The organism is Streptomyces acidiscabies (assembly GCF_020010905.1).
In the GTDB taxonomy this organism is placed as follows: domain Bacteria; phylum Actinomycetota; class Actinomycetes; order Streptomycetales; family Streptomycetaceae; genus Streptomyces; species Streptomyces acidiscabies.
In genome coordinates this window covers 2,688,043-2,700,864 of the sequence record NZ_JAGJBY010000001.1, presented here as the reverse complement: position 1 = coordinate 2,700,864, position 12,822 = coordinate 2,688,043, and the positions used below count along the sequence as shown (strand labels likewise).

12 protein-coding genes are annotated in these 12,822 nt (G+C 70.7%); 9 read left to right on the top strand and 3 right to left on the bottom strand.

Going from position 1 to position 12,822, the window contains the following annotated elements; translation table 11 throughout:
- Positions 1-19: 19 nt before the first annotated feature.
- From J8M50_RS12635 to J8M50_RS12620, 4 genes are all read left to right on the top strand, one after another.
- Complete coding sequence (locus J8M50_RS12635; RefSeq protein WP_029183617.1) at positions 20-1,009, top strand: NAD-dependent epimerase/dehydratase family protein; 990 nt, start codon at positions 20-22, stop codon at positions 1,007-1,009.
- Between the two features lie 136 nt (positions 1,010-1,145).
- Positions 1,146-2,390, top strand: coding sequence for a sensor histidine kinase (locus J8M50_RS12630; protein WP_010351998.1), 1,245 nt, complete (start codon positions 1,146-1,148; stop codon positions 2,388-2,390).
- Positions 2,375-3,025: a LuxR C-terminal-related transcriptional regulator gene (locus J8M50_RS12625; protein WP_010351997.1), complete on the top strand. Its 651-nt coding sequence runs from the start codon at positions 2,375-2,377 to the stop codon at positions 3,023-3,025. The genes J8M50_RS12630 and J8M50_RS12625 overlap by 16 nt, the downstream gene beginning before the upstream one ends.
- A 135-nt stretch (positions 3,026-3,160) precedes the next feature.
- On the top strand, positions 3,161-4,777 hold the full coding sequence (locus J8M50_RS12620) for a DUF1996 domain-containing protein (RefSeq protein ID WP_010351996.1): 1,617 nt from the start codon (positions 3,161-3,163) through the stop codon (positions 4,775-4,777).
- Positions 4,778-4,868: 91 nt separating this feature from the next.
- On the opposite strand, the gene J8M50_RS12615 is transcribed toward J8M50_RS12620, so the two are convergent.
- On the bottom strand, positions 4,869-5,288 hold the full coding sequence (locus tag J8M50_RS12615) for a hypothetical protein (RefSeq protein ID WP_010351995.1): 420 nt from the start codon (positions 5,286-5,288) through the stop codon (positions 4,869-4,871).
- 116 nt (positions 5,289-5,404) lie between these two features.
- Here J8M50_RS12615 and J8M50_RS12610 point away from each other — a divergent pair, with 116 nt between their 5' ends.
- The 5 genes from J8M50_RS12610 to J8M50_RS12590 all read left to right on the top strand — a co-directional run bounded on the left by J8M50_RS12610 (position 5,405) and on the right by J8M50_RS12590 (position 10,702).
- Positions 5,405-5,923: a tetratricopeptide repeat protein gene (locus tag J8M50_RS12610; protein WP_010351994.1), complete on the top strand. Its 519-nt coding sequence runs from the start codon at positions 5,405-5,407 to the stop codon at positions 5,921-5,923.
- 83 nt (positions 5,924-6,006) lie between these two features.
- Positions 6,007-7,932 carry a hypothetical protein gene (locus J8M50_RS12605; protein WP_010351993.1) on the top strand — a complete coding sequence of 642 codons (1,926 nt, stop codon included), beginning with the start codon at positions 6,007-6,009 and terminating at the stop codon, positions 7,930-7,932.
- 88 nt (positions 7,933-8,020) lie between these two features.
- Entirely contained in the window at positions 8,021-8,923 is a 903-nt protein-coding gene (locus J8M50_RS12600; protein WP_075661704.1) for a metal-dependent hydrolase, read from the top strand.
- Entirely contained in the window at positions 8,923-9,957 is a 1,035-nt protein-coding gene (locus tag J8M50_RS12595) for a PDR/VanB family oxidoreductase (protein WP_075661703.1), read from the top strand. The genes J8M50_RS12600 and J8M50_RS12595 overlap by 1 nt, the downstream gene beginning before the upstream one ends.
- 55 nt (positions 9,958-10,012) lie before the next feature.
- Positions 10,013-10,702, top strand: coding sequence for a TetR/AcrR family transcriptional regulator (locus J8M50_RS12590; RefSeq protein ID WP_086013969.1), 690 nt, complete (start codon positions 10,013-10,015; stop codon positions 10,700-10,702).
- A gap of 14 nt (positions 10,703-10,716) precedes the next feature.
- Here J8M50_RS12590 and J8M50_RS12585 read toward each other — a convergent pair whose 3' ends face one another.
- Both J8M50_RS12585 and J8M50_RS12580 read right to left on the bottom strand, forming a co-directional pair.
- Positions 10,717-11,073: a 5-carboxymethyl-2-hydroxymuconate Delta-isomerase gene (locus tag J8M50_RS12585; RefSeq protein ID WP_010351990.1), complete on the bottom strand. Its 357-nt coding sequence runs from the start codon at positions 11,071-11,073 to the stop codon at positions 10,717-10,719.
- A 57-nt stretch (positions 11,074-11,130) separates the two neighbouring features.
- Entirely contained in the window at positions 11,131-12,783 is a 1,653-nt protein-coding gene (locus J8M50_RS12580) for a SpoIIE family protein phosphatase (protein ID WP_010351989.1), read from the bottom strand.
- Positions 12,784-12,822 lie beyond the last annotated feature (39 nt).

Below are 12,822 nucleotides of genomic sequence, written 5' to 3'. Positions count from 1 at the left end.
AGCGGGCAGAGTCCCTTCCATGAGACTTCTTGTGTTGGGTGGGACTCAGTTCGTGGGGCGGGCCGTTGTTCAGGCTGCCCTTGCTCGCGGGTGGGACGTCAGCGTTTTTAATCGGGGGTCCCTTGGGGCTGTTGCTGGTGTTGAGCAGCTTGTTGGGGATCGGACCGTTGAGGGTGGGTTGGCTGCGTTGGGTGAGGGGAACTGGGACGCTGTCGTTGATACCTGGGCCCGGGAGCCCAAGGCCGTGCAGAGCGTGGCTCAGTTGTTGCGGGGGCGCGTTGGGCGGTATGCGTATGTGTCCAGTCTGTCCGTGTATACGTGGGCGCCGCCCGCCGGGTACGACGAGAGCGCGCAGGTCGTCGAAGGGGAACCCGGTGCCGGGGCTACCGACTACGCGCAGGACAAGCGGGGCGGTGAGCTTGCCGCGCTGGACGCCTTCGGGGCCGAGGCGTCCCTGTTCGTGCGGGCCGGGTTGATTCTCGGGCCGTACGAGAACATCGGGCGCCTTCCCTGGTGGCTGGCCAGGATCGCGCGGGGTGGGGACGTACTCGCGCCCGGGCCACGGGAGTTGGCGTTGCAGTACATCGACGCGCGTGATCTCGCCGAGTGGGTGTTGGGCGCGCTGGAACGCGAGGTGAGCGGACCGGTCAACCTCGTCACCCCCCAGGGGCACTCCACCATGGGGCAACTCCTCGACGCCTGCGTTTCCGTGACGGGTTCCGCCGCCCGCCTCCGCTGGACCGACCCCGAGACGATCCTCGCGGCCGGCATCAAGCCGTGGACGGAGTTGCCGGTGTGGGTGCCGCCGGGGACGGACATGCACGACGCGTTGCACTCCGCGGACGTGTCGCGGGCGGTGGGGACGGGGTTGGCGTGCCGACCGGTGGAAGAGACGGTCGCGGACACGTGGACGTGGTTGCGGTCCCTCGGGGGTGAGGTGCCTCGCCGTCCGGACCTGACGATCGGGGTGCCGGAGGAGGTGGAGGCGAAGGTGTTGGCGGGTGGGTGAGAGGGGCGGGGGTGTGCCTACCAGTGGGGGTGCCTACCAGTGGGGGTGCCTACCAGTAGGGGTGTACCTACCACCACCCCGCCCTCCGGGTCCTCGGCCCAGTGACCGTCCCTCCCCCGGCCGGAAGACTGGGCGCATGGACATCAACACACCCAAGGTGCGCGGCGCGTTGCTCGCGGCCGTGCAGGGGCTGGGGATCGCCGCGGCAATGCTGCCGGTGAGCATCTTCCTCGTCGTCGTCACGTCGGTCTCGCTGGCCCTGATGCCCATCGGCGTCGGGGTCGTGACCACCCCTGCCGTGCTGCACGCCGTGCGGGAGTACGCCGGTAAGCGGCGGGAGATCGCGCAGGAGTGGGGCGGGGTACGGATCCCGGCCGTCTACCGGGACGTGCGGGGTGGGGTCTGGGGGCGGACGGCCGGGCTGCTGAGGGATCCGCAGACCTGGCGGGACCTCCGGTGGCTCGCCTCGGACCTCGTGCCCGGGTTCGCCACCGCCCTGCTACCGGCCGCCCTCGCCGTCCACGCCGTCGAGGGGCTCGCGATGCCGTTCGGGCTGTGGAAGGTGTACGGCGACGACCCGTACTGGTACACGTTCGTACCGGTCTCGAACTTCCCGACCTCGCTCGCCGCGGCCGTACTCGGCGTCGTGTTCCTGACCCTCGCCCTCCGCTACAACCGCACCCTCCTGGTCGCCCACTTCCGCTTCACCAGGGCCGTGTTGGGGGCGGAGCACGACGAACTCACCGAGCGGGTACGGGTCCTGACCGACACCCGGCGTGACGCCGTCGACACCTCCGCCGCCGAACTCCGCCGTATCGAGCGGGACTTGCACGACGGCGCACAGGCGCGGATCGTCGCGATGGGCATGGACCTGGGCACGATCGAGGCGCTGGTCGAGCGGGACCCGGCGACCGCGAAGAAGCTGCTGGCGCAGGCGCGGCGCAACTCCGTGGAGACGCTGGAGGAGTTGCGGGACCTGGTCCGGGGCATCCACCCCCCGGTGCTCGCGGAGCGCGGACTCGGCGACGCCGTACGGGCGTTGGCGCTGAGGCTGCCGCTGCCGGTGGAGGTCACGGTCGAACTCCCGGGCCGCGCCGAGGCCCCCGTCGAGTCGGCGGCGTACTTCGCGGTGAGCGAGCTGCTGACGAACGCGGTGAAGCACGCGAACGCGGACCGGATCTGGGTCGATGTCCACTACGCCGAGGGCCTGTTGAGGATCTCCGTCACCGACAACGGCCGGGGCGGCGCGGCCGTCGGCGCGGGTTCCGGGCTCGCCGGGGTGGAGCGCCGGCTGGGTACATTCGACGGCGTCCTGGCCGTCAGCTCCCCCGTCGGCGGCCCCACGATGGCGACGTTGGAGATCCCGTGCGTGTTGTCCTAGCCGAGGACCTGTTCCTGCTGAGGGACGGCCTCGTGCGCCTGCTGGAGGCGTTCGGCTTCGAGATCGCGGCGGCGGTCGAGACGGGCCCCGAACTGGACCGGGCGCTACGGGAGTTGAAGCCGGACGTCGCGGTGGTGGACGTCCGGCTGCCGCCGACGCTGACGGACGAGGGCTTGCAGTGTGCGCTGCGGGCGAGGCAAGAGCGGCCGGGTTTCCCGGTGTTGGTGCTGTCGCAGCACGTGGAGCAGCTGTACGCACGGGAGTTGCTGGCGGACGGCACCGGCGGGGTGGGCTATCTGCTGAAGGACCGGGTGTTCGACGCGGAGCAGTTCGTGGACGCGGTACGGCGGGTCGCGGCGGGAGGCACGGCGATGGACCCTCAGGTGATCCAGCAACTCCTGGCCCGGCGCGGTGAGGACCGGCTCCCGGCGCGGCTGACGCCGAGGGAGCTGGAGGTGCTGGAGCTGATGGCGCAGGGCCGGACGAACGCGGCGATCGCGGGGAAGCTCGTGGTGACCGAGCGGGCTGTGGCGAAGCACACAGCGAACATCTTCACGAAACTCGGTCTGGAGGTCTCGGACGACGACAACCGCAGGGTACTGGCGGTGCTGGCGTTCCTGGACCGAGATCGTTGATCCGGCAACTCAGGTTGTCTCACAGGTTTTTCTGAGACAGCTGAACACCTCTGAGCCGGCGTGCGTAATGAACGACGCCGCTTCACTCCTGTCGGGCGCCTCGATGCTGCCCCGCAAGGAAGTCAGAGGAGTTCCATGGGACGCAACACACGTAAACGCCGTTCGTCGATGGCCAACAAGGCCATAGCCGCGTCGGCGGCCCTAGCGCTCGGTGGGGGCGGGCTGATCTGGGCGAACTTCTACGCTTCGGCGCACGAATCGTCGAACGGCTCGGGCCAGAACGAGGTCAAGGCCGCCGCCGCCCAGGTCGCGACGATCGCCTGCCCCGACGTCGGCCAGAAGCTGACGAACGTGCCGCAGGGCGCGCGCCAGGGCGTCGACAAGGAGTTGGCGCTGCTGGACAAGCAGATCACCGAGGCATACGCCCGACTCGCCTCCACCCGGCAGGCGCAGGCGCAGGACCCGGGCTTCGTACAGAACGCGATCACCGGGCCGCTGAAGGAAAAGCGCGCCGCGACGATCAACCGCATCCGCATCAACATCCAGCGGGTCGGCGGTCAGTTCGACAACGCGATCAACCAGCTCGCCGCCTGCACCCCGCAGGTTGCCAACGCCAACACCAATGCCGGTCAGAACAACGGCAACAACGGTGGTAACAACAACGGCAACCAGAACAACGGGGGCCAGAACAACAACGGCCAGAACAACGGTCAGAACAACAACGGCCAGAATGGTCAGAACGGCCAGAACGGCAACGGCCAGAACAACAACGGCGGCCAGAACAACGGCGGTCAGCAGGCCGGTGGCGGTCAGGGCGGCAACGGCCCGGTGGCCGCGGACTTCGTGGACATCACGAAGGCCGGCGGTGGCGCCAACTTCGGTGTCGGCAACAACGGTCTCGCTGCCAACGGCAACAGCGGGTCGCGCGGTTCCTTCACCACCAAGTGCGGCACCAACGGCAACGACAACCACAACACGGACAACGTGATCGTGGCTCCGGGTGTCGCCAACGGCGCCCACCACCTGCACGACTACGTCGGCAACCAGTCGAACGACGCCTTCGCGTCCGACCAGGAGCTGAAGAACGCGCAGACCAGCTGCCAGAACCAGGGTGACAAGTCCTCGTACTTCTGGCCGGTCCTCCGCGTCCAGGACGGTTCGCAGGACTTCGACCAGAACAACGACGGCGGCGGCAAGGAGGGCAACGTCGGCAAGATCCTCCAGCCGGCCCAGGCCCAGCTGAAGTTCGTCGGCAACAAGGCGGGCAACGTCGTCGGGATGCCGTCCGCGCTGCGCATCATCACCGGTGACGCCAAGGCGTTCGTGAACGGCAACGCCAACGCGAACACGAACTGGAGCTGCACCGGCTTCGAGAACAAGGTGCAGCTGAAGGACAAGTACCCGATCTGCCCGCAGGGCAGCCAGGTGGTCCGTACGTCCTTCTTCCAGAGCTGCTGGGACGGCAAGAACATCGACTCCGCGAACCACCGGACGCACGTGGCCTTCGTCCAGGGCAACGGCCAGTGCGCCAACGGTTTCAAGGCGATCCCCCAGCTCCAGGTCCGCCTGGTCTACAACGTTCCGGCTCCGCAGATCCAGAACGGCCAGGTGAAGAACGCCTACGCGGTGGACTCCTTCCCGGAGAACCTGCACAAGCCGATCACCGACCACAACGACTTCATCAACTTCTTCTCGCAGAACACGATGAACAAGATGGTCAACTGCATCAACACGGGCAAGAAGTGCCAGTAGTGGCCTGAGCCCAGCTCATGAGTCATGAGAGAGCCGGCGGTGGGAATTCCCACCGCCGGCTCTCTCGTACGTTCCCAACCAGCGACGTGTGTCAGTGACTTGTGTGTCCGGCCGAGTGGTCGGTGCCTTCCTCGATGTCCCCGCCGAGCGTCTTGCGCAGGGTGTCGACCGTCTTCGTCTGGTCGCCGACTGCGATCCACTTGCGGCCGACGAGGTAGTGACCGCCGTAGTCCTTCGCGCCGTTGATCCACTCGCGCTGCCCGCGGTCGGTCGCGAAGGTGAGGAGGATGAACTTGCCTTCGCCGGTCTTGCAGATGGCCTGGCGCAGTTCGTCCGCGTCGGTCTGCATGTTCGGCTCGCAGTCCACCTTCGCCGCGAGCTGCTCCAGGCTGCCGGTCGCCGCGACGGGTACGGCGTCCGCTGCGTTGTCGTCCCCGCCGGATCCGCAGCCCGCCAGCGTCAGCGCCGCCACGGCGGCCAGCGCCGCGAGCGTCGGTCGGGTCAGCTTCATCTGTCCTGTTCCTCCCTGAGAGACCTCCCCCTGAATACGGGCCCAGGCGTACGAACCACTCAACCGGTCACTTATCCCGGTGCGGTTCTTAACCCCCGCGTGCCATCGTGATCTCCATGAACCAGGACTGGGAAGACCGTGTCGAGGCCGCGTGGGCGAGCTACGACGAGTACACGGAGGAACAGGGCGCCGACTTCCGCGCCGTGATCATCGCGCTCACCGAGGAGTTGCCGCCGGGCGACCCGATAGCCCCCTTCGAGCAGGCGTGCGCCTGGGACTCTACGGGCCACTCCGACAAGGCGGTTCCGCTGTACGAGGAGGCCCTCGCGCTCGGTCTCGACGGCTACCGGAAACGGCGTACGAAGATCCAGCTGGCGAGTTCGCTGCGCAACGTCGGCCGGGCGGAGGAGGGCGTGAAGCTCCTGACGCCCGAACTGGACGCGCCCTCGGACGAGTTGGACGACGCGGTACGGGCGTGTCTCGCGCTGTGTCTGTCGAGCCTGGGCCGGGACCGGGAGGGGTTGTCGCTGGTGCTGGGGGCGTTGGCGGGGCATCTGCCGCGTTATCAGCGGTCGATGGCGAACTATGCGCGGGCGTTGGTGGAGCCGGAGCCTCAAGAAGAGACGGAGAGCTGAAACGTTCCTCGAACGCCCCTCCCCGTAGGGGGGATTCACCCGACCGGCGGTGACCTCCCGTCGGGCCGCTCGTTCTTCCGGACGTGCAGTCACAGGATGTCGCCCAGCGCCCAGCGTCCCGCTCCGCCCACTCCGGCCCCGCCCTCGACGTCGAGCAGGCCGAGGCCGCGCTCGTCGAGCACTATCCGCGCCTCGTCCGGCTCGCGTACCTCGTGCTGCCGCCGACGCTCGCGCGGGGCCGCCGCGTCCTGACCGCGCACGCCCTCGTCCAGCGCGCCCTGCCGCGCCGCAGGGCCTCGGCCCCGGTGATCCCGGCGCAGTCGACGGGCCGGGACGGCGACCCCGGGTACGCGTACGTCCGGCTCCAGGTGGTGCGTACGGCGCTCCAGGCCGGGTTGCCGCTCAGGCGCCGCGCGTGGCCGAAGCGGGCCCAACTGCCGCCGCTGCTCCCCCAGGTGTGGGGGCTGCGGCTGTTCCCGCGCTCGGGCGGCGCCGACGAACTCGCCCTGGAACAGCGGCTGTCGGGGCTGGACGGCCCGGCGCGCGCGGCGTACGCGCTGTCCGGTCTGGAGAAGCTGCCGGATGCCGGCGTCCGCAAGGTGCTCGGGGAGTGCGGGGTCACCGCGATCGACGCGGCGCTGCGTGAAGCGGGCGCGGTGGAAGGGGAGTTCACGCTCCTCGACTCCCCCGGCTTCGACCCGTGCTCGCTCCAGGCGCGGCCGACGGACCTGATGCGCCGCCGCCAGCACGGCAGGGCGGCGCTCGCCGCCGGGGCCGCGCTCGCGGTGTGCGGGGTGCTGGTCGTGCTGCCGGGTGGCGGCTGGGGTCCGAACGGCGCGGCGGCCCCGGTGTACGCCAAGAACCCCGCCGCAGAAGCCGCGTTGGACCCGGGACGCCTCCTGAAGGCCTCCCCCGTCGCGTGGAAGACGTCGGCCCGCACGGACTTCTCGGCGTGGCCCGCGCGCGGTGAACTCACCGGCGACGAGGGCCTGTTGCACCGTGCGCTGGCCGTCTGGGCGCGCCCCGGCGAGCAGGTCCACGTCTCCGCGACCCCGGACACCCCGACCGGCGGCCCCTCGGGCCCGCCCCAACTCCTGTACGCGGGCACGGTCGACAACGTCCGCGTGGTGATCCTGTACGACGGCCTGCGCATCGCCCGCTACGCCGAACCGAAGGACGGCACGGCCGGCGCCGCCCTGGACTTCGCGCGCGTGGACGGCGCGTCCGGCGCGGAGTCGGGGGCGGTGGTGCTGAGCCGCGCCGACGGCAACGTCCGCTATCTGACCGCCCCTTGGGTCACCAAGGCCGGTGAACGGGATCTGTCGAAGCCCGGCGCCGGGGTGATGGACCTGACGCTGACGCAGGGCGTGACGTCCCCGATGGTCAGCCCGGCGACGAAGACGGGGACCTGCACGGGCTGGGAGGTCCTGGAGCTGACCGGCGGACAGGGCCGCCAACTCCTCAGCGACCTGGGCGAGTTGGTCCCGGCGCGGCTCACCTCGGGGCGGCCCGGCGCGGGGAAGGACGCGACCGGCGCGGAGGCCCTCAAGACCTGGGCGCCGTACGCCTGTTCACTCGGGGAGGCGCGGGCGCTCGGCGTACGGGCCGTGAACGTCTGGCAGTTCGCGCACCAGTCGCTGCCGGACGGGACCGGGTCGGCGGACTGGGTGTGCACGCGCGCGGAGACCTGGCGGGGTGACGGGACGCGGGCGCTGGCCCAGTTCCACACGCCGGGCGGGCTGGTCGGGGCGGTCGTCGCGAAGGCTGCGGACGGACCGGCGTGCGGTCCGCGCGACCCGCATGTGCTCGCGGGGGCGCTGTGGAAGTCGAAGGCCGGGCACTGGTTCCTGCTGGCCGCCGGGGACAAGGACACCGCGTCGCTGCGGACGACCGGCGGGGTCAGCGCACGGGCCGACGGCAACCTCCTCGCCGTACGGACCGAGCAAGGGGTGCAGGCGGGGCTTGAGGGGACGCTGAAGGGCGGGAAAGCGGTCAAGGCGCTGCGGTAGGGCGTGCGGAAAACGGCGGAAAACGGTTGCTGAAAATCGGCCGTGCACAGGGGTTCACCCGCGCTCTACCCGTCAGTACATTGACATCATGTCTAACAAGCAGTCCGCACCTCGGCCGGTCGAGGGCGAACGGGTCGACCTCAAGGCGCGGAGGGTGTCGTTCTCCTGGGAGGGGACCCCGCTGCACTGGGTGCCCGGGGACCCCTTCACCACGCACACCATCAACGTGCTGCACCTGCTGCTGCCCGCGGGTGAGCGGTGGTTCGTGCACGTGTACCGGCAGGTGCTGCCGTACATCCGGGACGAGCGGCTGCGCGCGGACGTCGTCGGGTTCATCGGGCAGGAGGCGATGCACTCGCAGGCGCACGACGAGGTGCTGCCCCACCTGCGGGAACAGGGGCTCGACCCGACGCCGTACACCGCGCAGGTGGACTGGATGTTCGAGAAGCTCCTCGGGGACCGGACGCTGCCGCCGGGGCGGGCGCGGCGCTGGTGGCTGCTGGAGCGGGTCGCGCTGATCGCGGCGATCGAGCACTACACGGCGTTCCTCGGGGACTGGGTGCTGAACGCGGAGGAGCTGGACCGGCGGGGCGCCGACCCGATGATGCTGGATCTGCTGCGGTGGCATGGCGCGGAGGAGGTCGAGCACCGGTCGGTCGCGTTCGACCTGTTCATGCACGTCGACGGGAACTATCGGCGGCGGGTGCGGACTTGGGGGTCGGCGTTCGCGACGCTGGTGTTCCTGTGGCAGCGCGGGATCCGGTTCTTCATGGAGAACGATCCGACCGTGCTGGACGGAAAGGCGTCGGTAAAGGCTTTCTACCTGAGTGGCCAGCAGGGGACGCTGCCGGCGACCGGGGACATCTTGAAGTCGATCCCGAGTTACCTCAGTCGTGCGTACCACCCCTCGCAGGAGGGGTCGACCGAGCAGGCCGTCGCGTATCTCGCGGCTTCTCCGGCCGCGCTCGCCGCAGAGAAGAGGGCGTCCTGATGGCGCCCCGGCCGTTGGCGGTCGTCGCGGTCGCGGGGGTCGCGGTGCTGGTGAGGCGGTCGATGCGGCGGCGGATCCAGGCGTCGCCGCTGTGGCCGATGCCGGCGTTGGAGGAGCCGGTTTCGGGGCGGCCTCGGACTCGGGGGGTGCGGTTGCGGGTGGCGGGGCGGGAGGTGGTTGCGGAGGGGGTGGTCCAACTCAGGTTGGAAGGAGATGAGTTGCCGCGTTGGGAGCCCGGCGCCCATCTCGATCTCGTGCTGCCCTCCGGGCTCGTGCGGCAGTACTCGTTGTGCGGGGATCCCGGGGACACCTCGTCGTACACCGTTGCCGCGCGGCTCGTCGAAGGCGGGCGGGGTGGGTCTCGGGAGGTGCACGAGGAGCTGCGGGAAGGGGTGGAGGTCGAGGTGCGGGGGCCGCGTAACCGCTTCCCCCTTGTTGCCGGGGCGCCCGCTTACGTGTTCGTCGCGGGCGGGATCGGGATCACGCCGATCCTGCCGATGCTGCGGGCGCTGCCGGAGGGCGTGGAGTGGCGGCTGCTGTACTGCGGGCGGTCGCGGGCGTCGATGCCGTTCCTGGAGGAGGTCGAGAAGTTCGGCGCGGACCGGGTGACGGTGGTCGAGGGGCGGGGTGAACTCGACGCGTTTCTCGGGGAGTTGGCGGAGGGGACGGCCGTGTACTGCTGCGGGCCCGAGGGGTTGGCGGCGGCGGTCGAGGAGCGGGTGCCCGGGGTGCGGCTGGAGCGGTTCGGGGCGGCCGGGGCTCTGGTGGGCGACGCGGCTTTCGAGGTCGAACTCCGGCGCAGTGAACGCGTGTTGACGGTCGCCGCCGACTCCTCGGTGCTGGCCGCCGTGCGCGAGGAGCTGCCGGACACGCTGTACTCCTGCGAGCAGGGGTTCTGCGGGACGTGCCGCCAACGGGTCCTGGAGGGCGAGGTGGACCACCGGGACGAACTCCTCACCGATCAGGAGCGCGACGAGTCGATGCTCATCTGTGTCTCCCGGGCGCGTGGTGGGCGCCTGGTCCTCGACATGTGAACGCCCTTTTCCGGGTGGGAGGTTGAAGTCGGAACCGCTCGGTAAAGTTGTCGTCATGACAACCGGGGTGCGTCGGAGAATGAGCGTGGAGGAGCGGCGGCAGCAGCTCATCGGCGTCGCGCTCGAACTGTTCGCCCAGCGCTCCCCCGACGAGGTGTCGATCGACGAGATAGCGGCGGCTGCGGGGATCTCACGGCCGCTCGTCTATCACTACTTCCCCGGCAAGGTCAGCCTGTACGAGGCCGCGTTGAAGCGGGCGTCGGAGGATCTGGCGAGCCGGTTCGTGGAGCCGCACGAAGGGCCGCTCGGCACCCGGCTGCTCCGGGTGATGCGGCGCTACTTCGACTTCGTCGACGACCACGGCCCCGGGTTCGCGGCCCTCCTGCGCGGCGGCCCGGCGGTGGGCTCCTCGACGACCAACGCGCTCATCAACTCCGTGCGCCAGGAGGCGTACGAGCAGATCCTCTCCCACCTGGAGATCACCGACCCGCCGCCCCGGCTGGAACTCCTCGTCCGCTCCTGGATCTCCCTCGCCGAGTCCACGGCCCTGATCTGGCTGGACGGCCGGCGCATCCCGCGCGAGGAGCTCCAGCTCCAACTCGTCCAGGACTTCGCCGCGTTGACGGCGGTGACCGCCGCGTTCGACGACGAGCTGAAGGGGCTGCTGCGCCCGATGCTGACCGGCGAACCGGCGGACGGGCCGTTCGGGCTGCTGGCGATGCGGCTCATCGAGCTGGCGTCGTAAGGGAGTTGGGGCTCCTACCACTGGGCCTTCGTGTACGAGGGGTCCAGTTCGCGGACCTCGGCGGAGGCGTGCACCGTGTGCCAGCCCTCGGTGGGGAGGTGCTCCTTGAGCAACTCCAGGACTGCGGCGGTCAGTTCGGCCTTGACCTCGGTGGTGCGGCCGGCCAGGAGGCCGAGGGTGACGTGCACGACGGCGTGGCCCTCCTCCTCGTAGCCGAACGCCGTGTGCCCGGCGGCGCGGAACTGGGTCTTGCACGCCTCGGGCTTGGCAGCGGCAATCTCGACGACCGCGGCGTGCAGGGCGCGGGCGAAGGCGGCGTGGTCGAAAGCCTGGGTGAGCTCGGCGGAGTGGTCGACGGTGATCTGGGGCATGCGGGACTCCTCGGTGGGCGACTCGGGCTCCGGTCACCTTAACCGGCCGCGAGGCGCTCACCTCAGGCGCAGGGCCAGCATCGCGATGTCGTCCTCGCGGCCGTCGGCGAAGCAGCCGAGGAGCAGGTCGCAGAGGGTGCCGAGGCCGTCGGGGGCGCCGGCGGCGGCCGTACGCAGGCGGGCGAGGGACGTCGCGAGGTCGGTGCCGCGGGTCTCGATGAGTCCGTCGGTGACCATCAACAGGCGTTGTCCGCGCCGGAGTTGGAACTCGGTCGGGTCAGGTCTCGGGAGGCCGAGGCCGAGCAGGGGGCCCGCCGCGTCGACGTACTCGGCGGAGTCGCCGGTGACCACCAGCGGCGGGAGGTGTCCGGCGTTCGCGATGCGGACCTTGCCGGTGTCGGGGTCGATCAGGGCCAGGCAGACGGTCGCCGTGAAGTCGGGGTGGTAGCGCTGGAGCATGCGGTCGAGGCGGGCGGCGAGGGTTCCGGGGTCGTCGTCCTCGACGCAGTACGCGCGCAGGGCATGCCGTATCTCGACCATCACCGTCGCCGCGTGCAGGGAGTGGCCGACGACGTCGCCGACGGCGGTGAGGACGCCGGAGTCGGTGGGCAGCGCGGCGTAGAAGTCGCCGCCGATCTCGGCCTCCAGCGAGGCGGGGACGTACCGGACCTCGACGTCGACGCCGGGGAGCTTCGGCAGGGAGGCGGGGCGGGGCAGGAAGCTGTGCTGGAGGGTGAGCGCGACATGCCGCTCGACCTGGTACATCAGCAACGGTTCGGCGGCCAGCGCGGTGGCCTGGGCGAGCCGGGCGAGCAGTCCGTCGTCCCCGCCGTCGGGGGCGTGCGCCGGGGGCGCGGGGGTCGCCACGCACACCGGCGTACGGCCCGCGGGCGCGGGCGCGAGGATCAGCCGGGCGTCGTCGCGCGCCCCCCGCCGGAAGTAGCCGGGCGGCCACAGCGCGCCGGGCACGACCACGGTCCGGGTGCCGCCGCGTCCCTCGGCGAGCCGGGTGACGAGCCGGACAACCGTTTCGTCGGCGCTCGCGTCGGGCGGCACGACGCGGGACCGGCCGCGCGGCAGCCCCCGGTACACCTCGCCGCGCGCGCCGATGACGAAGACGACGGCCGGGGTGCCGGACAGCCGGGCCGCGCCCTCGGCCGCCGCGTCCGCCAACTCCTGTGCGTCGCGGGCGCCTTGGACGGTGACGATGGATTCCGCGAGGATCGCGAGCCGCCGGGCGGCCTCCTCGGCCACGCCGCGTGTGCGCGCGCCGCGCAGGGCGGCCCGGACGACGGCCTGGATCTCCAACGGGTCGGCGGGGACGGTGAGATACGCCTCCCCGCCGACGTCGAGCCCCCGGCACCGGTCGCTCGGCGCGACGGCCGCCGCCGAGAAGTGCACGATCGGCAGCCGCTCGGTCCCGGGGGTGGCCTTGAGCCGCCGGCACAGCTCGAAGCCGCTCATGTCCGGCAGTCCGACGTCCACGAGCGCGACGTCGAACGGCGTCCCGGCGCGCAGCCGTACGGAGACCTCGCGCAACGCGTCGTAACCGCTTGCCGCGTCCACGACCCGATGGCCGGCGCGGCGCAGCACGGCGCCCATCGCGTAGCGGCTGGCCGCCACGTCGTCGACGACCAGCACGGTCGCGCCGGCGTCGTTCTCGGTGATCTGCTGAGTGTCGACGGCCGTCTCCTCTCCTCGTGCAGACATGAGGCGAGCCGCTGTTACCCATCGCTGGTAGTCAACAAC

Excerpts from the sequence above, each read along its gene's own strand:
- J8M50_RS12585 (WP_010351990.1), bottom strand. The coding sequence starts at position 11,073 with ATGCCCCAGATCACCGTCGACCACTCCGCCGAGCTCACCCAGGCTTTC.
- J8M50_RS12600 (WP_075661704.1), top strand. The coding sequence starts at position 8,021 with ATGTCTAACAAGCAGTCCGCACCTCGGCCGGTCGAGGGCGAACGGGTC.
- J8M50_RS12610 (WP_010351994.1), top strand. The coding sequence starts at position 5,405 with ATGAACCAGGACTGGGAAGACCGTGTCGAGGCCGCGTGGGCGAGCTAC.
- J8M50_RS12635 (WP_029183617.1), top strand. The coding sequence starts at position 20 with ATGAGACTTCTTGTGTTGGGTGGGACTCAGTTCGTGGGGCGGGCCGTT.
- J8M50_RS12615 (WP_010351995.1), bottom strand. The coding sequence starts at position 5,288 with ATGAAGCTGACCCGACCGACGCTCGCGGCGCTGGCCGCCGTGGCGGCG.
- J8M50_RS12620 (WP_010351996.1), top strand. The coding sequence starts at position 3,161 with ATGGGACGCAACACACGTAAACGCCGTTCGTCGATGGCCAACAAGGCC.
- J8M50_RS12580 (WP_010351989.1), bottom strand. The coding sequence starts at position 12,783 with ATGTCTGCACGAGGAGAGGAGACGGCCGTCGACACTCAGCAGATCACC.
- J8M50_RS12630 (WP_010351998.1), top strand. The coding sequence starts at position 1,146 with ATGGACATCAACACACCCAAGGTGCGCGGCGCGTTGCTCGCGGCCGTG.
- J8M50_RS12595 (WP_075661703.1), top strand. The coding sequence starts at position 8,923 with ATGGCGCCCCGGCCGTTGGCGGTCGTCGCGGTCGCGGGGGTCGCGGTG.
- J8M50_RS12590 (WP_086013969.1), top strand. The coding sequence starts at position 10,013 with ATGACAACCGGGGTGCGTCGGAGAATGAGCGTGGAGGAGCGGCGGCAG.